Source organism: Paractinoplanes deccanensis, from assembly GCF_016862115.1.
In the GTDB taxonomy this organism is placed as follows: Bacteria; Actinomycetota; Actinomycetes; order Mycobacteriales; family Micromonosporaceae; genus Actinoplanes; species Actinoplanes deccanensis.
Genome location: NZ_BOMI01000003.1, coordinates 27,934 through 52,473, shown reverse-complemented (window position 1 = coordinate 52,473; position 24,540 = coordinate 27,934). Strand labels below are relative to the sequence as shown.

At 71.5% G+C, this 24,540-nt stretch carries 24 protein-coding genes; 9 read left to right on the top strand and 15 right to left on the bottom strand.

Going from position 1 to position 24,540, the window contains the following annotated elements:
* Positions 1 to 38: 38 nt before the first annotated feature.
* The 3 genes from Ade02nite_RS01280 to Ade02nite_RS01270 all read right to left on the bottom strand — a co-directional run bounded on the left by Ade02nite_RS01280 (position 39) and on the right by Ade02nite_RS01270 (position 4,394).
* The gene (locus Ade02nite_RS01280; RefSeq protein WP_203759682.1) at positions 39 to 1,937 is read right to left on the bottom strand and encodes an ABC transporter ATP-binding protein; all 1,899 of its coding nucleotides are present in this window, start codon (positions 1,935 to 1,937) and stop codon (positions 39 to 41) included.
* 118 nt (positions 1,938 to 2,055) lie between these two features.
* Positions 2,056 to 3,792 (bottom strand): ABC transporter ATP-binding protein, encoded by a 1,737-nt coding sequence (locus Ade02nite_RS01275; RefSeq protein WP_203759601.1) that lies wholly within the window; start codon positions 3,790 to 3,792, stop codon positions 2,056 to 2,058.
* A gap of 2 nt (positions 3,793 to 3,794) precedes the next feature.
* Positions 3,795 to 4,394 carry a TetR/AcrR family transcriptional regulator gene (locus tag Ade02nite_RS01270; protein WP_203759600.1) on the bottom strand — a complete coding sequence of 200 codons (600 nt, stop codon included), beginning with the start codon at positions 4,392 to 4,394 and terminating at the stop codon, positions 3,795 to 3,797.
* 129 nt (positions 4,395 to 4,523) lie between these two features.
* Here Ade02nite_RS01270 and Ade02nite_RS01265 point away from each other — a divergent pair, with 129 nt between their 5' ends.
* The gene (locus Ade02nite_RS01265) at positions 4,524 to 6,728 is read left to right on the top strand and encodes a putative bifunctional diguanylate cyclase/phosphodiesterase (RefSeq protein WP_239168427.1); all 2,205 of its coding nucleotides are present in this window, start codon (positions 4,524 to 4,526) and stop codon (positions 6,726 to 6,728) included.
* Positions 6,729 to 6,789: 61 nt separating this feature from the next.
* Positions 6,790 to 8,436 (top strand): sulfatase-like hydrolase/transferase, encoded by a 1,647-nt coding sequence (locus Ade02nite_RS01260; RefSeq protein ID WP_203759598.1) that lies wholly within the window; start codon positions 6,790 to 6,792, stop codon positions 8,434 to 8,436.
* 8 nt (positions 8,437 to 8,444) lie between these two features.
* Here the strand turns inward: Ade02nite_RS01260 and Ade02nite_RS01255 are convergent, their stop codons facing one another.
* On the bottom strand, positions 8,445 to 8,804 hold the full coding sequence (locus Ade02nite_RS01255) for a hypothetical protein (RefSeq protein ID WP_203759597.1): 360 nt from the start codon (positions 8,802 to 8,804) through the stop codon (positions 8,445 to 8,447).
* Between the two features lie 93 nt (positions 8,805 to 8,897).
* Positions 8,898 to 9,923: a hypothetical protein gene (locus Ade02nite_RS01250; RefSeq protein ID WP_203759596.1), complete on the bottom strand. Its 1,026-nt coding sequence runs from the start codon at positions 9,921 to 9,923 to the stop codon at positions 8,898 to 8,900.
* Positions 9,924 to 10,013: 90 nt separating this feature from the next.
* Here Ade02nite_RS01250 and Ade02nite_RS01245 point away from each other — a divergent pair, with 90 nt between their 5' ends.
* Both Ade02nite_RS01245 and Ade02nite_RS01240 read left to right on the top strand, forming a co-directional pair.
* Positions 10,014 to 10,562, top strand: a complete 549-nt coding sequence (locus Ade02nite_RS01245; RefSeq protein WP_203759595.1) for a GNAT family N-acetyltransferase — start codon at positions 10,014 to 10,016, stop codon at positions 10,560 to 10,562.
* A gap of 11 nt (positions 10,563 to 10,573) precedes the next feature.
* Positions 10,574 to 11,137 carry an adenosylcobinamide amidohydrolase gene (locus Ade02nite_RS01240; RefSeq protein ID WP_203759681.1) on the top strand — a complete coding sequence of 188 codons (564 nt, stop codon included), beginning with the start codon at positions 10,574 to 10,576 and terminating at the stop codon, positions 11,135 to 11,137.
* On the opposite strand, the gene Ade02nite_RS01235 is transcribed toward Ade02nite_RS01240, so the two are convergent.
* On the bottom strand, positions 11,134 to 11,574 hold the full coding sequence (locus Ade02nite_RS01235) for a MarR family winged helix-turn-helix transcriptional regulator (protein ID WP_203759594.1): 441 nt from the start codon (positions 11,572 to 11,574) through the stop codon (positions 11,134 to 11,136). The two genes, Ade02nite_RS01240 and Ade02nite_RS01235, sit on opposite strands and share 4 nt — an antisense overlap.
* Before the next feature lie 74 nt (positions 11,575 to 11,648).
* On the opposite strand from Ade02nite_RS01235, the gene Ade02nite_RS01230 reads away from it, so the two are divergent.
* The 3 genes from Ade02nite_RS01230 (at position 11,649) to budA (ending at position 14,835) form a co-directional block, all read left to right on the top strand.
* On the top strand, positions 11,649 to 12,275 hold the full coding sequence (locus Ade02nite_RS01230) for a maleylpyruvate isomerase family mycothiol-dependent enzyme (RefSeq protein ID WP_203759593.1): 627 nt from the start codon (positions 11,649 to 11,651) through the stop codon (positions 12,273 to 12,275).
* Between the two features lie 122 nt (positions 12,276 to 12,397).
* Entirely contained in the window at positions 12,398 to 14,077 is a 1,680-nt protein-coding gene (gene alsS / locus Ade02nite_RS01225; RefSeq protein ID WP_203759592.1) for an acetolactate synthase AlsS, read from the top strand.
* Complete coding sequence (gene budA, locus Ade02nite_RS01220) at positions 14,074 to 14,835, top strand: acetolactate decarboxylase (RefSeq protein ID WP_203759591.1); 762 nt, start codon at positions 14,074 to 14,076, stop codon at positions 14,833 to 14,835. Before alsS ends, budA begins: the two co-directional genes overlap by 4 nt.
* A gap of 186 nt (positions 14,836 to 15,021) precedes the next feature.
* On the opposite strand, the gene Ade02nite_RS01215 is transcribed toward budA, so the two are convergent.
* Positions 15,022 to 15,936 (bottom strand): hypothetical protein, encoded by a 915-nt coding sequence (locus Ade02nite_RS01215; RefSeq protein ID WP_203759590.1) that lies wholly within the window; start codon positions 15,934 to 15,936, stop codon positions 15,022 to 15,024.
* 83 nt (positions 15,937 to 16,019) lie between these two features.
* Between Ade02nite_RS01215 and Ade02nite_RS01210 the strand changes: the two genes are divergently transcribed.
* A complete protein-coding gene (locus Ade02nite_RS01210; protein WP_203759589.1) occupies positions 16,020 to 16,592 on the top strand; it encodes a UCP032817 domain-containing protein in 573 nt (190 codons plus the stop codon).
* Positions 16,593 to 16,809: 217 nt separating this feature from the next.
* Here the strand turns inward: Ade02nite_RS01210 and Ade02nite_RS01205 are convergent, their stop codons facing one another.
* From Ade02nite_RS01205 to Ade02nite_RS01180, 6 genes are read right to left on the bottom strand one after another with little or no spacing between them, the layout of a single operon-like run.
* Positions 16,810 to 17,397: a DUF1684 domain-containing protein gene (locus tag Ade02nite_RS01205; protein ID WP_203759588.1), complete on the bottom strand. Its 588-nt coding sequence runs from the start codon at positions 17,395 to 17,397 to the stop codon at positions 16,810 to 16,812.
* Between the two features lie 41 nt (positions 17,398 to 17,438).
* Complete coding sequence (locus Ade02nite_RS01200; RefSeq protein WP_203759587.1) at positions 17,439 to 18,638, bottom strand: alpha-amylase family protein; 1,200 nt, start codon at positions 18,636 to 18,638, stop codon at positions 17,439 to 17,441.
* Between the two features lie 14 nt (positions 18,639 to 18,652).
* A complete protein-coding gene (locus tag Ade02nite_RS01195; RefSeq protein ID WP_203759586.1) occupies positions 18,653 to 19,687 on the bottom strand; it encodes an ABC transporter ATP-binding protein in 1,035 nt (344 codons plus the stop codon).
* Complete coding sequence (locus tag Ade02nite_RS01190; protein WP_203759679.1) at positions 19,684 to 20,466, bottom strand: ABC transporter permease; 783 nt, start codon at positions 20,464 to 20,466, stop codon at positions 19,684 to 19,686. The genes Ade02nite_RS01195 and Ade02nite_RS01190 overlap by 4 nt, the downstream gene beginning before the upstream one ends.
* Positions 20,463 to 21,233 (bottom strand): molybdate ABC transporter substrate-binding protein, encoded by a 771-nt coding sequence (gene modA / locus Ade02nite_RS01185; RefSeq protein WP_379035092.1) that lies wholly within the window; start codon positions 21,231 to 21,233, stop codon positions 20,463 to 20,465. The genes Ade02nite_RS01190 and modA overlap by 4 nt, the downstream gene beginning before the upstream one ends.
* Positions 21,230 to 21,628: a TOBE domain-containing protein gene (locus Ade02nite_RS01180; RefSeq protein WP_203759585.1), complete on the bottom strand. Its 399-nt coding sequence runs from the start codon at positions 21,626 to 21,628 to the stop codon at positions 21,230 to 21,232. Before Ade02nite_RS01180 ends, modA begins: the two co-directional genes overlap by 4 nt.
* 131 nt (positions 21,629 to 21,759) lie before the next feature.
* Between Ade02nite_RS01180 and Ade02nite_RS01175 the strand changes: the two genes are divergently transcribed.
* Positions 21,760 to 22,728, top strand: coding sequence for a methyltransferase domain-containing protein (locus Ade02nite_RS01175; RefSeq protein ID WP_203759584.1), 969 nt, complete (start codon positions 21,760 to 21,762; stop codon positions 22,726 to 22,728).
* A 9-nt stretch (positions 22,729 to 22,737) separates the two neighbouring features.
* On the opposite strand, the gene Ade02nite_RS01170 is transcribed toward Ade02nite_RS01175, so the two are convergent.
* A complete protein-coding gene (locus Ade02nite_RS01170; RefSeq protein WP_203759583.1) occupies positions 22,738 to 23,730 on the bottom strand; it encodes a DUF4407 domain-containing protein in 993 nt (330 codons plus the stop codon).
* The gene (locus Ade02nite_RS01165; RefSeq protein WP_203759582.1) at positions 23,720 to 24,478 is read right to left on the bottom strand and encodes a hypothetical protein; all 759 of its coding nucleotides are present in this window, start codon (positions 24,476 to 24,478) and stop codon (positions 23,720 to 23,722) included. The genes Ade02nite_RS01170 and Ade02nite_RS01165 overlap by 11 nt, the downstream gene beginning before the upstream one ends.
* Positions 24,479 to 24,540: the final 62 nt, after the last annotated feature.

Here is a 24,540-nt window from a genome sequence, read left to right as displayed (position 1 = left end):
GGGCGGCCGGACGGCCGCCCCCCATCTCCATCTGTGAGTCAGTCGACCTCCACGACCGCCTGGGCGAACTGGGCCGAGTACAACCGGGCGTACGCACCCTCCGCCGCGATCAGCTCGTCGTGGGTGCCCTGCTCGACGATCGAGCCCTGCTCCATCACGAGGATCACGTCGGCGTCGCGGATGGTGGAGAGGCGGTGGGCGATGACGAAGCTCGTCCGGCCCTCCCGCAGCGTCGCCATCGCGCGCTGGATCAGCACCTCGGTGCGGGTGTCGACCGAGCTGGTCGCCTCGTCGAGGATCAGGATGCTCGGCTCGGCGAGGAACGCCCGCGCGATCGTGATCAGCTGCTTCTGGCCGGCGCTGACGTTCGAGCCCTCCTCGTCGATCACCGTGTCGTAGCCGTCGGGCAGCATCCGGACGAAGGCGTCCACGTGCGCCGCCTCCGCGGCCTGCCGCACCGCGTCCATGTCGAACGAGTCGGCCCCGTACGCGATGTTCTCCGCGATCGTGCCCCCGAACAGCCACGTGTCCTGCAGGACCATGCCCATGTGCTCGCGCAGCTGCTCCCGCGGCATGGTCGCGATGTCCACGCCGTCGAGCGTGATCCGCCCCGACGTCACGTCGTAGAAGCGCATCAGCAGGTTCACGAGCGTCGTCTTGCCGGCCCCCGTCGGCCCGACAATGGCGACCGTCTGCCCCGGCCGTACGGTCAGGGAAAGGCCCTCGATGAGCGGCTTGCCGGGCAGGTAGCGGAACGAGACGTTCTCGAAGGCCACCTCGCCGCGCACCCGGCCCAGGTCGGCCGGCGCCGGCTCGGCGCTCTGCTCCGGCGCGTCGAGCAGCGCGAACACCCGTTCGGCCGAGGCCACGCCGCTCTGCACCAGGTTGGCCATGCTGGCGATCTGGGTGAGCGGCTGGCTGAACTGCCGCGAGTACTGGATGAACGCCTGCACCTCGCCCAGCGACAGCGAGCCGGACGCCACCCGCAGGCCGCCGACGACGGCCACCAGCACGTAGTTCAGGTTGCTGATGAACATCATGGCCGGCTGGATCAGCCCGGACATGAACTGCGCCTTGAACGACGACGCGTACAGCTTCTCGTTGTGCTCGGAGAAGGTGCGGCGCGCCTCGTCCTCGCGGCCGAAGACCTTCACCAGCGAGTGCCCGGTGAACATCTCCTCGATGTGGCCGTTGAGCCGCCCGGTGGTGGCCCACTGGGCGACGAAGTTGGGCTGCGAGCGCTTGCCGATCATCGTGGTCACCCAGACCGACACCGGCACGGTGATCAGCGCGATCAGCGCCAGGATCCAGGAGATCCAGAACATCGCCACCAGGACGCCGACGACCATCAGCAGCGCGGTCACGAGCTGGGCGAAGGTCTGCTGGAGCGTCTGCGCGATGTTGTCGGTGTCGTTGGTGGCCCGGCTCAGCACCTCGCCGCGCGGCTGCTGGTCGAAGTAGGACAGGGGGAGCCGCGCCAGCTTCTCCTCGACCTGCCGGCGCAGTCGCGACACGGAGGTCTGCACCACGTACGCGGTGATGCGCCCCTGGAAGACGCCGAACAGCCACGCGCAGACGTAGACGACGGCGACCCAGGTCAGCAGGTGCAGCAGCCGGTCGAAGTCGATGCCCTGGCCGGGCACGAAGTCGACGGCGGCGAGCAGGTCGGCCTGCGTGCCCTCGCCGCGGGCGCGCAACGCCTCGATCGCCTGCTCCTTGGTGACACCGCCCTTGATCGTCTGGCCGATGACACCGGAGAAGATGATGTCGGTGCCCTTGCCGAGCAGGTAGGGCCCGAGCACGGAGAGCACGACGCTGCACGCGCCGAAGAGCAGCACGAGCCCGACGTACGCGCGCTGCGGCTTGAGCAGGCCGAGCAGGCGCTTGGTGGAGCCCTTGAAGTCCTGGAGCTTCTCGGGCGGCCCTCCGGCCGCCATCATGCGAGCCGCGGGCGGTCCTCCCGGAACAGGCCCCGGCCGGCGGATAGGGGCGGTCACGCTGAGCCTCCCAACCAAAAAGAGACAAGGGCGCGATCATGACGCTCGCTTCGCTCGGTCATGCCGCGGCCTCCTGCTCCGTGAGCTGGGACAAGACAATCTCGCGGTACGTGGGGTTCGTGTCCATGAGCTCCGTGTGGGTGCCGGTGCCGACCACCCGGCCGTCGTCGAGCACCACGATGCGGTCGGCGTCGCGGATGGTGCTCACCCGCTGGGCGACGATCACCACCGTGGCGTCGGCGATGTGGTCGGTGAGCGCGGCCCGCAGCGCGGCGTCGGTGGCGTAGTCGAGCGCCGAGAACGAGTCGTCGAACAGGTAGATCTCCGGCCGGTGCACCAGGACCCGGGCGATCGCGAGCCGTTGCCGCTGGCCGCCGGACACGTTGGTGCCGCCCTGGGCGATCGGCGCGTCCAGGCCGCCCTCCATGCGCTCGACGAAGTCTCGCGCCTGCGCGACCTCGAGCGCCTGCCAGAGCTGCTCGTCGGTCGCGTCCGGGTTGCCGTACCGCAGGTTGGAGGCGATCGTGCCGGAGAAGAGGTAGGGCTTCTGCGGTACGAGGCCCACGGTCCTCGCCAGCAGCTCCGGGTCGAGGTCGCGCACGTCGACCCCGTCGACCAGCACCCGGCCGCCGGTGGCGTCGAACAGCCGCGGGATCAGGTTGAGCAGCGTGGTCTTGCCGCTGCCGGTGCTGCCGATGACCGCGGTGACCTCGCGCGGCCGGGCGGTCAGGGCGACGCCGCTGAGCACTGCCGCCTCGGCGCCCGGGTAGTGGAAGTCGACGTTCTCCAGCTCGAGGTGGCCGTGCTCGCGCAGCGTGGTCACCGGCCGCGCGGCCGGCTTGACGCTCGACTCGGTGCCCAGCACCTCCTCGATGCGCTCGGCGCACACCTCGGCCCGCGGGATCATGACGAACATGAACGTCGCCATCATGATCGACATGAGGATCTGCATCAGGTAGCTGAGGAACGCGGTGAGCGCGCCGATCTGCATCGCGCCCGAGTCGATGCGGTGCCCGCCGAACCAGAGCACGGCCACGCTCGACACGTTCACGATCAGCATGACCGTCGGGAACATCAGCGCCATCAGCTTGCCGGCGCGCAGCGACACGTCGGTGAGCTCGGCGTTGGAGACCTCGTACCGGTCGCGCTCGCGCTCGTCGCGGACGAACGCCCGGATCACTCGGATGCCCGAGATCTGCTCGCGCATCACCTGGTTGACCCGGTCGATGCGCACCTGCATCGACCGGAACAGCGGCCGCATCCGCACGATGATCAGGCCCACCGTGCAGATCAGCACCGGCACGATCACGAGCAGCATCGACGAGAGCGGCACGTCCTGCCGCAGCGCCAGCACGATGCCGCCGACGCACATGATCGGGGCGGACACCATCAGCGTGAAGGTCAGCAGCACCAGCAGCTGGATCTGCTGGACGTCGTTCGTGGTGCGCGTGATCAGCGACGGCGCGCCGAACTGTCCCACCTCGCGGGCGGAGAACTCCTGCACCCGCTCGAAGATCGACGCGCGCACGTCCCGCCCGACCGCCATGGCCGTGCGGGCCCCGAAGTAGACCGCCACGACCTGCGCCGCGATCTGCGCCAGCGTCACGACGAGCATCCACCCGCCGATGCGCATGACATAGCCGGTGTCGCCCTTGACCACGCCGTTGTCGATGATGTCGGCGTTGAGGGTGGGAAGGTAGAGAGTTGCCAGGGTCTGCACGAACTGGAAGAGCACCACCAGCCCGATCGCGCCCCGGTACGGCCGGAGATGGCCGCGGAGCAGTTGGATCAGCACTACTACTGAGCCCCCCGTGTGAGTAGTCCGTCGAGCATCAACGAGACCGTCTCGGCCCCGTCCAAATGAGCCGGGTCGCCGAACGGCCCGTACGTGTTGGCACCGCAGAACATCAGGAGAAGAGTCGCCACCGCCTCGGGCGGCCGGCGCAGGCGCTCGGCGTCGGGCTCGATGACCTCGGCCAGCGCCCGCCGCAGGGACTCCCGGTTGACCGTCATCTGCTTGACGGTCGCCTCGTCCCGTGCCGCGATCACCAGCTTGCGCGCCGCCGCCATGAGCTGCGCGTTCTCCGCGAACCGCGCATGCACCAGCTCGGCGGCCCGCGCCAGCCGCTCCCGCAACGGCAGCCCCCGGTCGATGGCCCGCAGCGCCTCCAGCGTCGGCTGCGGATCGAGCGCCTTGACCACCGAGCAGACGACGAGCTCCGTCTTGGTCTCGAACACCCCGAAGATCGTCCCCTCGGCCACTCCCGCGGCCTGGGCGATCTGCCGAGTGCTCACGTCCACCCCATGCTCGTGCAGCAGGGGAATGGTCGCCGCCACCAACGCGGCCCGCCGCTCCTCGGGCGCCAGAGCCGGCACCCGCCGTCGCCTCGTCTCCACGCGACCACCTTACTGAGCGAGCGCTCACTCATCCACTGACATTTGTCATGGGTGGGCGAAGCGCCGCCGAAGGTTTCTCTCAGGTTGCACCCAGGGTGACCGATCGGTGCGCCCGTGCGACGTGTCGAGATGGACGATCACACAGCTGAATACTGGGCTCGCCAGCTGCGCATCGGGGCGGGTATAGCTGTTGTGGTCACGGCTATCGGCGGGGTTCGGATCGCCCTCGGGTGGGCGCCGTCCGCGAGGTGGTGGCTGGTTCCGGTCGCCGCGGCCGTCGCGTTGCAGGTGGGTGCCTTCTGGGTGCCGTGGAACCGGATCGTGCGCGACCACCTCAAGCGGCGCCGGCTGTTGCTGTGGTGGTTCGCGCAGCTGCCGGTGCTGCTGCTGTTCGGGCTGGCCGATCCGGACGGGTGGCTGCTCTACGTGCCCGCCGCCGTCCTGCTGCTGATCACCGGCATGGCGCTCTGGTCGCCCAAGGTGGTCATCTGGCTGGGTGTGCTCGCCGTCGGCGGCTACGCGGTCCTGCTGCCGCAGCGGGGCGGTGCCGACTTCGGGACGACGTCGCTGCTCGTGGCGATGATGGGCTGCGTCGTCGGGCTCACCGCTGTCGGCGCCCAGAGCCGCCGGAGGTTCGACGCCCGGCGGCTCATCGCCGAGCGCCGCCTCGAGACGCTGCTCGCCGCGTCGGCGGACGCGGTGCTCGCGATCGGGCGGGACGGGCGCCTCAAGTATGTGAGCCCCTCCGTCGAGCACCTGCTCGGGCGCGAGCCCGCCGCCCTGCTCGGCGAGCGGCTCAGCGAGCTGATGACCGTCGAGCGGCGGCCCGCCGCCCAGAAGTTCTTCGCCGAGCTGCTGGAGCTGCCGACCGGGCTGAGCATGCGCACCGAGTCGCGCTTCCGCTGCGAGAGGGGCGAGAGCGGCAAGTGGGTCGACGTCGACGTCGACGTCATCGGCACGAACTGGATCAACAGCCCGGACCTCCAGGCCGCCGTGGTGAGCCTGCGCGACATCAGCAAGCGGCGTGAGCTCGAACGGCAGCTCAGCCGGCAGGCGTACACCGACTCCTTGACCGGCATGCCGAACCGGGCGCTGTTCCGGGAGCGGCTCGCGGAGGCCGTCGCCGACGGCCGGCCGGTCAGCGTGCTGCTGCTCGACCTGGACGACTTCAAGCTGGTCAACGACAACCTGGGGCACAGCGCCGGCGACGACCTGCTCACCACGATCGCCGACCGGCTGCGCCGGCACGTGCGCCCGGACGACCTGCTCGCCCGGCTCGGCGGCGACGAGTTCGCGATCCTGCTGCGGGACCTGCCGGACGGCGACGCGGCCGCGCTGGCCGAGCGGCTCCTGGGAACCGTGCGTGAGCCCGTACGGCTGGGAAGTCGCGATGTGACCTGCTCGCTGAGCATCGGGATCGCCAGCGGCGCCGACGGCAACGCGGAGCAGCTCCTCGGCAACGCCGATCTGGCCATGTACGCGGCCAAGCGCGCCGGCCGCAACGGCTACGCGATCTTCGACCCGACGATGACCATGTCGGTGCTCGAGGAGGCTCAGCTGCGCGCCGACATCGAGCAGGCGCTGGAGAACGAGGAGTTCGTCGTCCTCTACCAGCCGGTCGTCGACATGCAGACGCAGCGGATGACCTCGGTGGAGGCGCTCGTGCGCTGGCAGCACCCGCGCGACGGGCTGCTCAGCCCGTACCACTTCATCGCCAGCGCCGAGGCGAACGGCCTGATCGTCCCGCTGGGCCGCTGGGTGCTGCGGCAGGCCTGCGCGCAGCTGGCCCGCTGGCGCGCGGAGTCGCCGGCCGCCGCCGGGCTGCACGTCAACGTCAACCTGAGCGCCCGGCAGTTCCAGTACGCCGGCCTCGTCGACGACGTCGCGGACGCGCTGGCCGAGTCGGGCCTGGACGCGGCGAGCCTCACCCTGGAGATCACCGAGTCGATGCTGATGGCCGACATCGAGAGCGCCAAGCAGACCCTGCACGCGCTGCGCGGCCTGGGCGTCCGGCTGGCGATCGACGACTTCGGCACCGGCTACTCGTCGCTGAGCTACCTGAAGCAGCTCCCGGTCGACGTCATCAAGATCGACAAGACGTTCGTGGACGAGGTGGACGTCGACGCCGACGACGTGGCGCTGGTGGACGCGGTGGCCGGGCTCGGGCAGGCGCTGAAGATGAAGACCGTGGCCGAGGGCATCGAGACCGACGCGCAGTGGTCCACGCTGCGCGGGCTCGGCATCGACCACGGTCAGGGCTATCTGTTCGGCCGTCCGGCCGCCGCCGACGAGATCGTGTCCCTGCTCACCCGCCCGGCGGGCGTCACCGCTTGAACCGTATCCGCGTTATCGCCGTGTACCCGGGAGCAGGTACGTAACGGCGGTAAGGATCCTCATGAAGCAAGCGCGCCGGGTCGGCGGCATCGCGCTCACCACGTTCGCCGGTCTCCTGGTCTTCCTGGCCCTGGTGCTGCCGGACCAGATCACCCGGCTGCCACCGGGCAACTTCTGGGGCACCGCGCTGCTGCGGGTGCCGATCGAGGCCCTGGTCGCGGTCGCCGTGCTGCTCGCCCTGCCGTACCGGGCCCGGCGGATCACCGCCACCGTGCTCGGCCTGGTCCTCGGCGTGCTGACCATCCTCAAGATCATCGACATCGGCTTCTTCGCCGTGCTGGCCCGCCAGTTCGACCCGGTGCTCGACTGGGTGCTGCTCGAGGACGGCTACCGGTTCCTCGAGGACTCGATCGGTGCCGGCGGCGCCTTCGGCGTCGCCGCCGTCGCCGTTCTGCTGGCGGCCGCGTCGTTGGTCCTGATGACTTTGTCGGTACGGAGACTGAGCCGTGCCCTGCCGCAGCGTCCGGGTCTCGTGCGGGCGACGGTGGCGACGGCCGCCGTGGCGTGGCTGGCGCTCGCCGCGATGAGCTACCAGCTCGTCGGCGGCATCCCGGTGGCCTCCACGAGCGCGAGCGAGCTGGCCCGCGACACCGTCCTCGCCGTGCCCAAGGACATCGCCGACCGCAAGGCCTTCGCCAAGGAGGTGCAGGTCGACGCGTTCCGCGACATGCCGCCGGACCAGCTCCTCGGCGCGCTGCGGGGCAAGGACGTGATCATCGGTTTCGTGGAGAGCTACGGCCGTGACGCCGTGGAGAACCCCGGCTTCAACCGGCCGGTGCTCGACCAGCTGGCCGCCGACCAGAAGGGCCTCGCGGCCAAGGGGTTCCAGGCGGCGACCGGCTACCTCACCTCGCCCACCTTCGGCGGCGGGAGCTGGCTGGCGCACTCGACCTTCCTCTCCGGCCTGTGGATCGACAACCAGAACCGCTACCGCAGCCTCGTCGCCACCGACCGGCTCACGCTGACCAGCGCCTTCAAGCGCGCCGGGCACCGCACGGTCGGCTTCGAGCCGGGCGTCACCTACGCGTGGCCGGAGGGCGACTTCTACGGGTACGACCAGGTCTACGACTCGCACACGCTGGGCTACGAGGGGCCGGCGCTGAGCTGGTCGACGATGCCCGACCAGTTCGTGATGCGGCAGGTGCAAGCGTACGAGCACGGCAAGGCCAAGCGGCCCCCGCTGCTGATGGAGGTCACGCTCACCTCCAGCCACACCCCGTGGACCCCGGTGCCCCGGACGCTGCCGTGGGACCAGATCGGCGACGGCTCGGCGTACGACTCGATGATCTCCGGCGCGGAGAGCCCGCAGAGCCTGTTCGCCGACCCCGAGCGGGTCCGCCAGGCGTACGCGGGCTCGATCGCCTACTCCGTGGAGAGCCTGACCTCGTACCTGGAGACGTACGGCGACGAGAACACGGTGCTCGTGATGCTCGGCGACCACCAGCCCAACTCGGTGGTCGTGGGCTCGAACGCGAGCAAGGACGTGCCGGTCTCGATCGTCGCGAAGGACCCGAAGGTGCTGGAGCGGATCGCGAGCTGGGGCTGGACCGACGGGCTCACCCCGTCACCGGGCGCGCCGGTCTGGCCGATGAGCGAGTTCCGCGACCGCTTCCTGACCGCCTACAGCCCGCAGGGCGGCCCGCACTAGCTCTCTGGTCACCTGGCCCAGCCGGCGTCGCGACAGGCCGCGAGCAGCGCGTCGCCGGCCGCCTTCCACTCGGCGCTCGTCTCGTTGGCGGCGTCGCCGACCTGGGCGGCCGCGTTGCGGATCGCGTCGTTGCCGGTCTTCATGGTGGAGGCGCTGACCCTGTCGGCGAGCGCGAGCCGGCTGCTCTCGCTGCCGGCCTTGGGGTAGCCGGCGTTGAAGTCGTCGCAGCCCTGCGTGGCCGCCGCGTCCATGGTGCCGGGCCCGTCGCCGCCGTCCCCGCCGCGGCTCACCACCAGCGCGATGATCACCAGACCCGCGATCGCGAGGACGGTGATCGCCCGCTTGTTCACCTTCACCTTCAGCGCCACGAATTCCACCCTAGCCGGGCAGCCGGGTGAGAAGCGCGCTTCATTCACGAACCCGGGGGTGAGCACCCGGGACCGGCGCTCACCCCCGGTGGCTCAGTCGATCGTGCGGGGCAGCGACTGGGCTGCCTTCAGCGCCGCGGCGGCGCCGGAGTACGGGTTGTAGGCGTACGTCCGCGACGGCGTGCCCGGGATGGTGAAGTACGCGGCCGCCAGCTTGGCCGGGTCGGTCGCGATCTCGCCACGCGCCGGCACGTCGTTGCCGTCGTCCCAGCCCCACGGGGCGTTCGCCGAGTTGGTGCCACAGCCGTACGTGCCGGAACCGCACCCGCCGGTCGTGTCGCCGGCGAACGTGCCGAGCGAGGCGAACAGGCCGGCCGTGCCGCGCTGCGCCCACAGACCGCCGGACGCGAAGATGTCGATCAGCTGGTAGCGCACGTCGCGGTCGTTCGTGCCGCTCGGCGACTCGGAGACGCTCGCCGACGGGTAGTAGACGATGCCGTCGCCGTCGATCGTGTACTGCGGGTACGCCTTGAGGCCGTGGCCGCCGCGCTCCTGCGCGGTCACCGGGTGCTGGAACGAGTCGTGCGGCGAGGACTGGAGCTGAAGCGTCCCGTCGATCGTCTCGCCGCCGTTCGTCCAGGTGCTGCCGCTCGGCACGTACGAGAAGAAGTCGCTGTGCGCGACCGTCACGGCGGCCCTGAGCGAGCCGTACGCGGAGCCGTCCTTCTCGATGATCTCCAGGACGCCCTCGCCGTCGTTCTCGTGCTCGGTCTCGAAGAACGGGTGGTCGATCCAGTCGCGCGGGTGGAAGAAGAAGTACGTGACGTAGTAGTGCGTCGAGGTCTCGAGGACCGAGTAGTACACCGCGGCGTCAGTGTTCTGCCCGGCGTTGTCCCAGTTGTCCCGGCCGTTCAGGTTCCCGTCGAAGTCGTATCGGGTGATGTAGTCGGACTTCCCGCCCAGGGCGTGGGTGCCCGTCGCGTCCACGTCCTGGTAGTGGATCGGCGCCCACCGCAGCGCCACCTCCGCCCGGGTCGGCGCCGCCTGGGCGGGCGCGGCGAATCCGGCCGCCACCAGCACGCCGGCTACTCCGGCCGCCACCTTACGCACAAGGTCCATGTTCTCCCCTTAGATAGACCGAGGTCAATGTAAAAGGGAGTGGATGGACGTCGGGCGACGGCAAAGTTGCCGCCGGACTACTCTTCTCTGGTGTTCAAGGTCGACTTGGGGGACGGCGCCGAGCTGCGCCCGCTGGAACCGTGGCAGGCGCCGGAGTTCTTCGAGCACATGGAGAGGGCGCGGGCGACCGTCGACCCGTGGATCCCGTGGGCGAGCCGCAGCGCCGACCTCGCCTCGGCCCGGGCCACCCTCCAGCGCTACGCGGACTGGCAGGCGGCCGACGGCAACCGCATCTACGGCATCTGGCTCGACGGCGTGCTCGTCGGCGGCACGATGTTCGTCGGCTTCGACACCCGGTCGGGCGTCTGCGAGGTCGGCTGCTGGCTGGAGCCCGCCGGCACCGGCCGCGGCCTGGTCACCCGCGCCGTGCGGGTCCTGATCGACTGGGCCTTCACGGTCCGCGGCATGCACCGCGCCGAATGGCACTGCCGCCCCGACAACGTGGCCAGCTCCAACGTGGCCCGCCGCCTCGGCATGACCCTGGAGGGCACGCTGCGCGCCAACTACCCGTGGAAGGGCGTCCGCCACGACACCCAGATCTGGGCCGTCCTGGAGCCGGAGTGGAAGACCCCGAGCTGATTCCGGGCCCGATGCTGGTCTGGCGCCTCCCGTCCCCGCTGCGCGCCATCTCGTCGGCCGTGCTGGGCGGCGGCATCGGCTTACGCTCCTGGATCATCAACGTGACGGTCCCGATGTCGTACGACCGCGACGACCCCGCCGACCACCTGGCCTCCCTGGCCACCGGCCTGGCCTTGGAGGGCCCCGGCGTCGGCCTGCTCACCGGCGTCGACGTCGCCGAGGTGGTGCACGCGTCCGACGGGGGAGTGCGCCTCTGGGCCACGGTCGGCCTCGGCACACCCACCCAGGCGGCCGCTCCGCCCGAGGTCGCCCACCGGGCCGGAACGGTCAACATCGTCGCCTGGGTGCCCCAGCTGCTCAGCGAGGGCGCCCTGGTCAACGCGGTCGCCACGGTCACCGAGGCCAAGACGCAGGCCATCCGCGACCGCGGCATCGACGCCACGGGCACGGCCACGGACTCGGTCACGGTCCTCTGCCCACCCTCGGGGCCGGAGGCGCCGTATGGCGGGCCGCGCTCGTATTGGGGCTCGCGCCTGGCCCGCGCGGCTTACGCGGCGGTGCTCGGCGGCACCTAGCGGGCGGCCGGCGGCCAGTCGGTGATCTCGCGCAGGTGGGTCAGCGCGTCGCGGAGGGCGCTCATGCGGCGCTTGCCGAGGTGGGCGGCCCACTCGGCCTCGACCTGTGCGACCACGGCTGCCGCGACGGGGATGGCCGCGTGGCCGCGGTCGACGATGCGCACCAGGCGGGCGCGGGCGTCGGTGGGGTCGGGCGCGCGCTCCACGTAGCCCGCTCGTTCCAGCTGGTCGACCAGGAAGCCGGCGGTCTGCTTGGTCACCTGGGCCTGCTCGGCCAGCTCGCTCAGGCGCGTGCCGTGCGGGCCGATGCGCTGGAAGATCCGTGCCTGTGCCGGGGTGATGTCGAAGCCCGCCTCGGCGATCGCGTCGAGCACCCGCTTCTCCATCGCGCGGTAGGCGACGAAGAGCAGGACCCCGGTATTCACCTCTTCGGGCATGCCGGAACTCCTTGAAGCGGTCAGAGTATCTGACTAAATTTAGTCAGAGGATCGTACCAGTTGAGGGGGCGGCCATGGACCGGGAGCAGAGCTGGCAGGTCATCGCCGAGCAGAGGCGCACACTGGCGGAGCTGCTGAGCGGGCTGTCCGCCGCCGAGTGGGAGAGCCCGTCGCTGTGCGCCGGCTGGCGGGTGCGCGACGTCGCCGCCCACGTCGCCCTGGCGCCGCAGCCGCCCGGAGTCTGGTCGATGACCGCCGACGCGGTGCGCGCCCGCGGCAGTTTCCACCGCCTCAACCACGACGTTTCGGTACGGCACGCGCAGCGCCCGGTCGCCGACCTGGTGGACGAGATCCAGCAACACGCCGACTCGCGCCGGCTGCCGTTCGTCACGAACTACCGGAACATCCTGTTCGACACGCTGGTGCACGCCCAGGACATCGCGCTGCCGCTGGGCCGTTCCGTCCCCATGCCGCCCGCGGCCGCCGCGGCCGGGGCCACCCGGGTCTGGACCATGGGGTGGCCGTTCTGGGCGCGCCGCCGCCTGCGCGGGGTGCGGTTGGTCGCCACCGACGTCGAATGGTCGGCCGGAGAGGGGGACGAGGTGTCCGGGCCGATCGCTGCCGTGCTCCTGGTGCTGACGGGCCGTGTCGGCGCCGCCCGGCCGCGGCTCACGGGCCCGGGCGTCGCTCGGGTGGCGTAGGGCTTGTCCTGTAACGAAGGTCACCGTCGGCGATTGGCTCTGCCCGGACAGTCACTTGACCGATGTCGGCGCCCACCCGTGGTTCGAAGGATGGCGGAACAGAGCTCCACGGGAGGAACAGGATGCCGACAGAAAAAGCTGACGGTGTACGCACGGCCGACCGCCTCGTCGAGGCATTGCGGACGCAGGGCGTCGATCGCGTCTTCGGGGTTCCGGGCGCCAAGATCGACGCGCTGTACGACGCGCTCGTCGACAGCGGCATCGTGACGGTCGTGTGCCGGCACGAGCAGAACGCCGCGTTCATCGCCGGTGCGCACGGACGGCTCACCGGCAACCCGGGGGTGGTGGCGGTGACCTCCGGGCCCGGCACCGCCAATCTCGCCACCGGACTGCTGACCGCGAACACCGAGCAGGACCCGGTGGTGGCGCTGTGCGGGGCGGTGCCCCGCACCGACCGGCTCAAACGGACCCATCAGACGATGGACGCGGCCGCGCTGCTGCGCACCGTCACCAAGTACACGGCCGAGGTCACCGATCCGGACAACGTGGTCGAGGCGGTGGCCAACGCGTTCCGCGCCGCGACCACCGAGCCGAAGGGCGCCGCGGCGGTGGTGCTGCCGGCCGACGTCCTGGCCGACCTGACCACGTCACAACTGACCCGGCGGACATGGGCTCCCGAGACCGGTCCGGCGCCCGGGTTCGCGATCGCGCGGGCCGCGGAGCTCATTCGCGGCGCTCGCCGGCCGGTGCTGATGGTCGGCATGCGGGCCGCCGACCCGGAATCCGTGCACGCGGTCCGCGAGCTGATCCGTACGACGCGCCTGCCGGTCGTCGAGACCTTCCAGGCCGCGGGAACCGTGCCCCTCGACCTCGAGGACCGGTACGCCGGCCGGGTCGGCCTGTTCCGCAACCAGCCCGGCGACATCCTGGTGTCGCACGCCGACCTGCTGGTCACCATCGGGTACGACGCGGTCGAGTACGACCCGCGGCTGTGGAACTCCGACCCGCGGCGGACCGTCGTGCACATCGACGCCGTGGCGGCGAACATCGACAATCACTACCTCCCGGAGGTCGAGCTTCGCGGCTCGGTCGCCGCCACCGTCACCGCGCTCACCGCTCAGCTGCCGGACGTGAAGGTGGACGCCGCGTGGGCCGATGAGCTTGCCGAGGCCCGGCGCGGACTCGCCGCCATCGACGACGCCGCCCGCGACGCCGAGCACGGCCCGGCCGGCCTCGATCCGGCCCGGCTGGTGCTGCTCCTGCGCGATCTGCTGCCGGAGGACACCACCGTCGCCTGCGACATCGGCTCCGTGTACATCTACGTGGCCAGGCACCTGCGCGTCCACGAACCGCGCCGGCTGCTGTTCAGCAACGGTCAGCAGACCCTCGGCGTCGGCCTGCCCTGGGCCATGGCGAGTGCCCTCGTACGCCCGGAGACACCGACCGTGTCGATCTCCGGCGACGGCGGTTTCCTCTTCTCGGCTCCCGAACTGGAGACCGCGCATCGCCTCGGCCTGGAGTTCGTGCACATCATCTTCCGCGACAACACCTACGACATGGTCGGCTTCCAGGAGCTCCTCAAGTACGGGCGCAAGTCCGGCGTTCAGCTCGGCGACTACGACACCGAGGCGCTGGCCGGCGCGTTCGGCGCGCGCGGATATCGGCCGGCCTCCGAGGACGAGTTCATCGCCGCGGTCCGTGAGGCGCTCGCCGCCGGTGGCCGGTCGCTGATCGACGTTCCCGTCGACTACAGCCACAACACCGCACTGGGTTCGGTGCTCCCCGCGGAGGTGTTCGAATGACGTTCCTCGACGACGTGAACGACCACCGGAGCAGAGAGATCTTCCAGAGCTCGACAGTGGGCGCGCTGCTCGCGGGGCTGGACGACGGCGACCTGACGATCGCGGAACTCCTCCGTCACGGCACCTTCGGGCTCGGCACGTTCGACGCCCTCGACGGGGAGATGGTGGTCCTGGACGGGGTCTGCTACCAGCTGCACCCCGACGGCACCGTGACCGTCGCGGCGGGAGACCGGACGACCCCGTTCGCCGCCGTCACAGATCTCCACGCCGACATCACGATCGACCTGCCCGCCGGCCACACCGACCGCGCCGCGCTGATCCGGCTCCTGGAGAGCCGCCTGCCGGGCGACAACTACTTCTACGCGGTACGGGTCGACGGCGTCGCCGCCTCGGTCACGACGCGTACCGTCCGGAAACAGGCGAAGCCCTACCCTTCGCTGTTGCAGGCGGCGCAGGGGGAGCAGCGGAGAAGCTTCACGGACCTGCCCGGAACGCTCGTCGGCTTCCGCTCGCCCGACTACGCGGGCACGGTCACCGTACCCGGGTACCACCTGCATTTCATCGACGACCAGCGGCGCCGCGGCGGCCACGTGCTCGACTTCGCCTTCTCCGCGGGCACGGTGACCGTCGGCATCGTCCGGAACCTCCGGCTCCGGCTGCCCTCCGCCCCGGCCTTCGCCCGCGCCGAGCTCACCGGCGACCAGGCCGGCTCGGCCATCGCCGCCGCCGAGGGAGGTTCGAGCCCCGCAACGACCTGATGCTTGCCCGGCGTGCTGGCGCGCCACTGCAACCCGTTGGCTCCACCGCCAACTCGCGCGCGCCGGGCGCCGGGTGCCGGGTGTCGCAAGACAGAACGTTCGTTCTGCCTAACCGCTGAGCCGTCTGGGCGCGTCGGGCGTCGCGCGTCGGGCGTCGCCTGTCGCAAGACAGAACGTTCGTTCTGCCTAACCGCTGAGCCATCCGCGCGGCGTGCGGCGGGCCGCGCCCGCGAGGAGGTCGGCTATCTGGACCCGCGGGTCGTCGCGCGAGTCGGCCATCACCAGCCCGGCCAGCGGCGAGGGACGGCCGTCGCGGGCCAGGGCTCGCTGGAGGCGGGTCAGCCGGTCGGCCGTGAGGGCGCTCTGCTCGTCGTGGGTCACCAGCACTCGGCGTCCCTGTTCGCCGCTCCAGTGCAGCACCGTCTCCGCCAGGGCCGGCAGCAGCGGTTCCAGCGGCGGGGGAAGGGACCGGTCGTCGTTGTCGAGCCTGGTGACCACGTCCCACACGCGCTCCGTCGTCACCCCGTCGAGCACAGTGCCGGCGCCGCGGTGGATCAGTGCGTCCCGCGCGGCGGTGAACTCGGCCACGGACTCGCGGGGCGGGCGGCGGCGCTTTGCCCGTACCAGATGGATGAAAGCTCTCAGGAAGACATGCCAGTCACCGCCCGCCGATCGCCCGGCCTCGTAGAGTGCCAGAGCCGCCTGCGGGTGCGCGCCGGCCAGGCGGGTGCCCGCCGCGTAGGACGGCTCGCCGAGGAACAGGTCGACAACCCGGGTGACCAGGAAGAACTCCTTGTCCACCACGAGCACGTGCGAGCGGCCCTGCAGAGCGCCGAGAAACCACTCGAGCACGCCCGGCCGGCGGAGCACCTTGCCGGACTTGAGCTCGCTCGGCAGGTTGGCCGGCACCACCGTGCGAAGCTCGCGAATCAGCGCGACGGCCTCGTCGGGGCTCAGATCGACACTGGCGTGCGTGATCACCGGCATGGCCGGATCGAGCAGGTTGGTGCCGGAGAACCCCGACTCGTCGCAGGCGATCTCCACGACCGCGCCGTCCACCGCCCCCACGGGCGGCAGCCCACCCTGCAGCGGCGTTCGCACCGGCCCATGCTCGCCCGCGCGCCCCCGTCGAACAACCCGATTATGGTCCTTGACGCACGGCGGCGATGCTCGCAGCCTGAGGTATGCGGTGGACGCGGACCGCGCAACGGCTCGCCGTGGTGGACGGCTACCGGTTCTCCGCCGGTGTCCGCCACCGCTTCACCGCTGCCCACGCCGACCTGGACGCCGCCGCGGTCACCCTCGTGGAAGACGCGGCGCGGCAGTGGTTCCGGCTGGCCGCACGCGACCCGAAGGCCGAGCTCTGGATGCCGTCCGTGATCGTCGGCGACCTGTGGAAAGCGATGATCCTCGACGGCCGCGGCTACGCCCCGCTCGAGCCGCTGATCCACCGCACGGCCTCCGCCACGGGCAACCGGGCAGCTCGGCTCGCCACGACGTTCCGGCTCGCGCAGGAGGACGAGGGCTGCCATCCGGAAGTGCTGCCGCTGCTGTTCCGTGTGGACCGCACGCTCGGCATCGAGGGCGGCACACGCTATCTGGCCGACTGCGGCGGCCGGGGCCAGTGCCACGAGCTGCCGGGCGCGATCTGCCTGCGGCACGTGTCCGGCACGGAGAACCCGAAGCGCTGGCGTCCCGACCGTCACGCGAACATCCCGCCGCCCGGCACGCCCGACGCGGGCGGCTTCGGCGGCTGACGTCTTCCCGAGGGAGGCGGGTAGAACGACCGTTCTTTCTGTCTTAGGCTGCGGGCCCGGAACAAACGTGCGTTCCACGCGTGACGGACATTCACCATCCACGTCGACGGTCGCAGAGTCAGTAGGCGCGCCGAGAGCGCGGTGACAGTTACGAATATCCAGGTGAAACCATCGCTGTGCGTCACACGATGGAGTCGCACGTCCGCGAGCGAGGTCCCTAAGCGTGATACGTCAGCTCGCCGGCCTCGATCGTGGCCGAGATGCGGTTTTCCGGCGGGGCCAGCGGGCACTGCCAGGCGTCGTCGTAAGCGCACGACGGGTTGTACAGGTAGTTGAAGTCGAGGCGGACGCGCGTGCCCGAAAGGACCGTGAGGCCCCGCCCGTGCGTGCCCTTCACCGTGTCGGTGAGGTAGCGCCCGCCGCCGTAGGCCCCGTGGCCGCACAGGCCGTCGCGGACCGGGAGGAACAGCCCTCCTCCGTAGGCGGCGATCCACCAGAGCGACAGCTCGCCCAGCGGGGTCTCCAGGATGCCGGCCCGGGTGTAGTGGACCACGCCGTCCTCGCCGCCGGTGTCGATGTCGATCTCGCCGGGGGCGGGGCGCAGGGTGGCCTCGACGATCGCTTCGTCGTTGGCCGGCAGGTAGCGCAGGCCGGTGAAGGCGGGGCGGTCCGCCGGGGCGATGGCCGACTGGGGGTGGGTCGCGAAGAGCTCGTCGCGCTGGGCGCGGAACTCCTTCAGGTCGGTGTCGGCCAGGTACATCCGGGCGACGGCGGCGCGATAGTCGGCCAGCTCCAGGGCGTTCATGTCACCAACCTAGGGCGGCCCGCCCGCAGGCGCCCCGTGAGTCACGCCTCAGCCGCGAGGATGAACCAGCTGTGCGCCGGCACGGTGGGCGCCGGGCCGCTTCCCTCGATCACGCGCAGGCCGTTCAGGTCGAGCTTGAAGGTGTACGGGTCGTCGCCCACGTTCAGCAGCGTCACGAGCCGGCGGTCGCCCTCCGGGGAGGTGGAGGTCAGCGCGACGGCCGTGTTGGTCAGCTCGGTGGCCGTGGTGCGCGCGTGGGCGAGCCACGCGTGCCGGCGCCGGATGCCGATGAGCCGTTCGTGCAGGCGATAGGTGGGCCAGCCGTACGGGGCCAGGTCGCTCGGCAGGTCCGGATAGGGCGGCCGGACCTCGTCGTCGCCGCCGGCGCGGTCCTCCTTGACGCCGCGGTAGCCCTGTTCGTCGCCGTAGTAGACGCTGGGCACCCCGCCGACGGTGAAGAGCACCGCGAGGGCGTGGCCGACGTGCCGTTCGTCGGTGAGCTTGCTGGCGATGCGGGTGACGTCGTGGTTGCCGACGAAGGTCAGCGGCGCGCCCGCCTCGAGCACCTTGTCGTGCCGGTCGAGCGCCCACGCCAGCTCGTAGAAGTTGCCGTCGTTGAGGCTGCTCCAGATGGCCTTCCACAGCTCGTACTGGGTGATCGAGTCCAAGCCGCTCTCGCGCAGGTAGGTCACGTAGTCGCCGTGGATGACCTCGCCGGCGAACCAGGCCCCGGGGTGCTCGCCGCGGACCCGCTCGGTGACGGCACGCCAGAACTGCGGCGGTACGGCGTACGCCGCGTCGAGCCGCCACCCGTCGGCGCCGCGGGCCAGCCAGTGCTTCATCACGCGTACCACGTAGTCCCGCACGTCCGGGGAATCGTGGTCGAGCTCGACGAGCCCGGAGTGCCCCTCGAAGACCGTGCCGCGCAGCCAGCTCGGATCGGGCACGGGGAAGCCGCGGCCGACGTGGTTGAAGACGCCGTCGAGCAGCACCCGCAGGCCGCGTGCCCGGCAGTCGGCGATCAGCGCGTCGAAGCTCGCCTCGTCGCCGAGCCGCGGATCGATGCGGAAATGGTCGATCGTGTCGTAGCCGTGCGTCTCCGAGGCGAAGATCGGGCCCAGTTGCAGGCCGTTGACGCCCATCTCGACGGCGTAGTCGAGCCAGTGGCGCAGCTTGTCGAGGCGCCCGAAGCCGAGCGGGTAGACGTGCCACCAGATCGCGTGATCGACCCAGGAACTCATCCGCCCACTATGCGTCAGGCCCGATACGCCCGCACCTCGGTGGCCTTGACGCTCGCCCAGACCTGGCGGCCAGGAGCCAGATCCAGGTGTACGGCGGAAGCGGGCGTCACATCCGCGGCGACGGGGATCTCGCCGGCCAACTCGATCCGCAGCGCGTCGCCGTGCCGCGCCACGGAGCTCACCGTCGCCTGCCACGTGTTGCGCGGGCTGCCGTCCGGCCGGCTCGCGTAGAGCGCCACCGCCGACGGCGGGAAGGCCACGAACACCTCGCCGTGCTCCGCGGAGGCCGTCACCAGCGGGAACCCGTCCGGCAGGAAGACCGTGCCGCCTTCGGCGCGCCCGCGGTAGAGGTTGAGGCCGACGAGCCGGGCCACATAGTCGGTACGCGGCTGCGCGGTGATCGTCGCCGCGTCGCCGGTCTGCACGATGCGGCCCTCCTCGACGATCACCAGCCGGTCGGCGAGCATCAGCGCGTCCAGCGGGTCGTGCGTGACCAGCACCGTGGCCCCGCCGAAGCCGGCGAGGTGGTGGCGCAGCTGGGCCCGGGTGTCCAGCCGGGTGCGGGCGTCCAGCGCGGCCAGCGGCTCGTCCAGCAGCAGCAGTTTCGGCTCGGCGGCGAGCGCCCGGGCCAGGGCCACCCGCTGGGCCTGGCCGCCGGACAACTGACGGGGCTTCTTGCGTGCGTGCTCGGCCAGCCCGACGCGGGACAGCCACCGCGCCGCCTGCTCGCGCGCCTCCCGCCGCGGCACGTGGCGGCACCGCGGCCCGAAGGCGACGTTGTCGAGCGCGCTCAGGTGCGGGAAGAGCAGATAGTCCTGGAAGACGACGCCGATGCGCCGCCGCTCCGGCGGTTCCCGATCGACCCGGATCCCGTCCAGCACGATCTCGCCCTCGTGCAGGCCGGTCAGGCCCGCGAGGGCCCGCAGCGCCGTGGTCTTGCCCGCGCCGTTCGGGCCGAGCAGCGCGACGACCTCGCCGGCGGCGGCGGACAGCTCGATGTCGAGGACGAAGGGGTCCCGCTTGACGGTGAGGCGCGCTCGCAGGGTCACGCGGTCACCCACTTGTCGCGCAGGGCGGCGAGGATCGTGACGCTGACGACGAGCAGGATCAGGCTCAGCACGATCGCCGCGTCGGCGTCCTGCTCCAGGGCCAGATAGACGGCGAGGGGCATGGTCTGCGTACGGCCGGGGAAGTTGCCCGCGAAGGTGATGGTCGCGCCGAACTCGCCCAGCGCGCGGGCCCAGCAGAGCACCCCGCCGGCCAAGACGCCGGGGGCGATCAGGGGCAGGGTGATCCGGCGGAACGCCGTCCACTTAGACGCGCCGAGCGTGGCGGCCGCCTCCTCGTAGCGGGCGTCGGCCCCGCGCAGTGCGCCCTCCACGCTGATCACCAGGAACGGCATGGCCACGAACGCCTCGGCGAGCACCACGCCCGCCGTCGTGAACGGCAGGCTCACCCCGAACGTCGCGTCGAGCCACCCGCCGAGCAGGCCGCGCCGGCCGAAGACCAGCAGCAGCGCGACCCCGCCCACGACCGGCGGCAGCACCAGCGGCACGGTGACCAGCGCCCGCACCAGCCGCCGGCCCGGGAAGTCGGCCCGCGCCAGGACCCAGGCCAGCGGCACGCCGAGGACCAGGCACACCGCCGTCGCGATCGTCGCGGTCACCAGCGACAGCCGCAGCGCCGCCAGGATGCCCGGCTCGGTGAGCCGCTCGGGCAGCGTCGACCAGGGCGCCCGGATCAGCAGCCCGGCGAGCGGCAGCGTCAGGAACGCGAGGCCCGCCGCGGCCGGCAGGGCGAGGACGAGGGGGACCTTGAGCCGGCTCAGGGCTTCTGGAACCCTGCGTCGGTGAGCACCTTGATCTCGGGCTCGCTGCGCACGAAGGCGACGAAGGCCGCCGCGGCCGGCGGGTTCGGGGCGTTCCTGAGCGCCACGATCGGATAGTCGTTGACCGCCTTCGCCGACTCCGGGAACTCGACGCCGTCCACGTCGGCCGCGGCCGCCTTGGCGTCGGTGCGGTAGACCAGCGCCGCGTCGACCTCGCCGAGCTTCACCTTGGCGAGGGCCGCCTTGACGTCCTGCTCCAGCGTGACCGGGGTGAGCGGGACGTTGCCCGCGGCGAGCGCCGTCTTGGCGGCCGCGCCGCAGGGCACCTGCTCGGCGCAGAGGGCCACCTTGAGCCCCGGCTCGGTGAGGTCGGCGAGCCCGGTGACGCCCCGGGGGTTGCCCTTGGCGACGGCGATGACCAGTTGGTTGCGCACGAAGACGGCCGGGGTGCCCTCGGCCTCACCGGCGTCGACAACGGTCTGCATGTTCTTCGGGGCCGCGCTCGCGAAGACGTCGGCCGGCGCGCCGGAGGTGATCTGCTGCGCGAGGGCGGAGCTGCCCCCGTACGAGAAAGTGACCTTGATGGTGGGGTGGGCCCTCTCGAAGTCGGCACCGATCTTGTCGAACGACTCGGTGAGCGAGGCCGCCGCCAGGACGGTGAGCGTGCCGCCCGCCTGGGACGCCGCGCCCGCGTCGTCCGCCTTGTCCCCGCAGGCCGCCGTCGCCAGCACGGTCACCGCGGCCAGCCCGGCCAGGATGCGTCTCACCTGTCGTCTCCTCGCTCCACGACCACGGTCGTCGACTTGATCACGGCCACCGCCGTCGAACCCACTTCGAGCCCCAGCTCGTCGACCGCCTCGCGGCTCATCAGCGACACCACGCGGAACGGGCCGGCCTGGATGTCCACCTGGGCCATCACGGTGTCGCGGGCGATCGCGGTGACGATGCCGCGCAGCCGGTTGCGCGCCGACGAGCGGGCCGTGCCCGGGTCGGGCTCGTCGGCGAGCTGCCGCGCGAAGGCGGCCAGGTCGGCGCCCCCGATCGAGCGATGCCCGTGGTCGTCGCGGCCGGCCGGCAGCCGCCCCGCGTCGATCCAGCGCCGCACGGTGTCGGCGCTGACCCCCAGCAGCTCGGCGGCCTCCCCGATCCGGTAGGTCATCACGCCCGTCACTCTAGAGCCGCAGATGCAAGCTTTTCCAGCCCCTCGGGCTCGCAGGTGCGAGGCTCACACTGTCCGATCTCCTCCGGTACGGATGTTGCCGCCGTCACAGATCCACATGCATGCTGGGGGGCGTGCCTGAAAGGATTGCCGAGGTCACCACCTTCCTGGCGGAGGTCCTCGCACCCCGAGCCCCCCTCACCGTGATCGTCGACGGGGGCGACCACGGCGCCGCGGCCACCTTCGCCGCGCGCCTGGCCGCCGCGTTCCCGCCCTCGGCCCGAGCCTGGAACGTCGACGCCGTGCTCGGCCTCACCGGCCCCTCCGGCGGCGTGCTCGACTCGGCGCTCAACGTGCTGGAGCCCGCCGCCGACCGCGTCATCGTCTACCTGCGCTCCGGCAGCCGCGGCGGCCCCGCCGGTGAGGGCGAGCGCCGGGCCCAGGTGGTGATCGACCACCAGAACCCCGAGTGGCCGGTCATCCGCCACGTCCACCCGCGCCTCGCCGACCCCTCCCAGTGGTACCTGTCGGAGAGCCGGGCCTTCTTCGCCCCCAAGGCCGCCGGCTGGGACCAGCGTTTCGGCGACGACCTCCCCGCGTACGCGGCGGCCGTCGACGTCGCCGCCCCCGCCCCCGGCGACCTGGCCCTCGACGTCGGCTGCGGCACCGGCCGGGCCCTGCCCGCCCTCGCCACCGCGGTCGGCCCCACCGGCCGCGTCATCGGCGTCGACTGCACCCCCGAGATGCTCGCCCAGGCCCGCACCCGCTCCGGCGCCGACCTGCTCGTCGCCGACGCCCTCCACCTGCCGCTGCCGTCCGCCCAGGCCGCCGTGGTCTTCGCCGCCGGCCTGGTCCACCACCTCCCCGACCCGGCCGCCGGCCTGGCCGAGCTGGCCCGCGTGACCCGCCCCGACGGCCGCCTGCTCCTGTTCCACCCGAGCGGGCGGCGCGCCCTGGCCACCCGCCACGGCCGCACGCTGGGCCCGGACGAGCCCCTGAACGAGGACGTGCTGAGCGGGTTGCTCACCAAGACAGGCTGGAACTTGACCCGCTACGAGGACCCGGACGACCACTTCCTGGCGCTGGCGGTGCGCACCGCCTGACCTTGGCAGTCAGGAGGCGCGCCGCCTTCGGCGCTCGGCCAGGTCGATCACGTCGGCCAGGTCGCGTTCACGCTCCTGCTCCAGAGACGCTCTCAGTTCCTCCAGCTTCTCGTTGAGCGTCTCGATCTGCTCCTGGACGTCGGCCGGGGTCGTCGCCGGCTCCACGACCGGGGCGCTCCTGCGGAGCGAATCGACCTTTTGATCCGTCACGGCGTAGTGCTCCTGGACCTCGACGACCGACCCGTAGACGTCGGTCGGCTGAAGGCGGATCAAAAGCGCCGTCAGACTCGGCAGCAGTTCCAGGGCGACGAGCAACAGCAGCAGTGCCAGGTGGGCGGTACGGATCGACGGATTCTGCTCGGCGAGACGATTGAGCGCCTCCAGCTGATCGAGCAAGCCCGCCGGCGCGCCTGGCGGAAGGTTCGCCTGGATCTCGGGCTGGAAGATGCGCAGAATCAGCGGCACGGCTATGACGACGCCGAGCAGGGTGCTGAAAAGAATCCGCGGGACGAAGGCGAGGAGCCGCCGCCGAACCGAACCGCCAGCGGGCGCCGAGGTGATCAGCGTCCGGTCCAGCAGGAAGATCATGACCCCCCACAGCAGGCCGGCGGGCAACGCGAGCGCGACCGAGCCGATGACCGTGTCGATCGCGAACACCGCCGACAGCGCGGCGATCAAGGCCGTGCCCAGCACAGAGGCGCCGAGCGCCTCGAACTGCGGGCGCAGTCGCGGCAGCCGGCGCAGCAGGTCGGGATCGGCGCCGGCCGCCCGCACCAGCAGCGGCCCGATGCCGGTCCACGCCGGGCCGCTCGGACGCGCGCCGGGCGGTGCCTCCGCCGGGTCGATCACCCGGCGACCCGGATCGCCGGCAGCCTGCTGGGCCGCCCGGCTCAGCCGCGGTGACGCGCCGTACTTCGCCAGCAGCTCGGTGAAGGCCGGCGAGACCTGGCCGGAGTAGTCGACGTGGCGGCGGAAGGCGATCGGCTCTTTCTCATCGCTCATGGGCGCTCCACCATCCCGGGGGTGGCGGCCCGATCCGGTCCACCGAGGTTGCCAGGCTATCGATGATCTGCCCGATCGGCTCGGTGACGAGATCGGCCGCCTTCATCGGGCCGCTGATTACGAGACAGCCGTCCGCCCGGCCGTTCGGCGCGAACGTCGGGCTGGCCACAATGCCGTCCGGCCCGGCGGAGCGGCGCAACTGGCCCCAGCTCAGACCATACCGCTGGATCGGGTCGCGCTGCTCCCAGGCGACCGGGCCCAGCCTGGTCGCGGACTGCACGAAGTCACCCCACTGAGCACCGAGCAGGATCCTCTGCTGGAACGCCGCGCCGACCAGGCCGACACCGGGCCGGAACGACTCCTCGCTCTCCGCGAAGATCGCGCCGGCCCGCACACCCGACACCCGGACCAGCCGGTTGGGGCGGAACCAGAAGCGGCGATAGCGGTAGTACTGCACCGACACCTCGTCCCAGCGGACGCCCAGCGTGTCGACGACCAGAGCGACGGCCGCGCTCATCGCCGCGCGCAGGTCCGCGTCGTACTCCCGGATCCGGCGATCCCGGAACGCCAGGTTGACCGACCAGAGGGCGTCGTAGAACAGGAAGGCGGCCACCACCGCGACGCTGATCCACTGGAGCACCTCCTGACCGGCCCAGAACTCCTTGCTCGGCAGGTTGAGCTGCGCCAGCGTCACCACCATCCCGGCAACCGCGACGATCGCGGCGCGAACGGGACGCAGCAGAAGCATGGCCGCCATTGTGGACGGCCCGGATCACACCCACCATGAGCCGTTGGGACGATGCGCCGGGA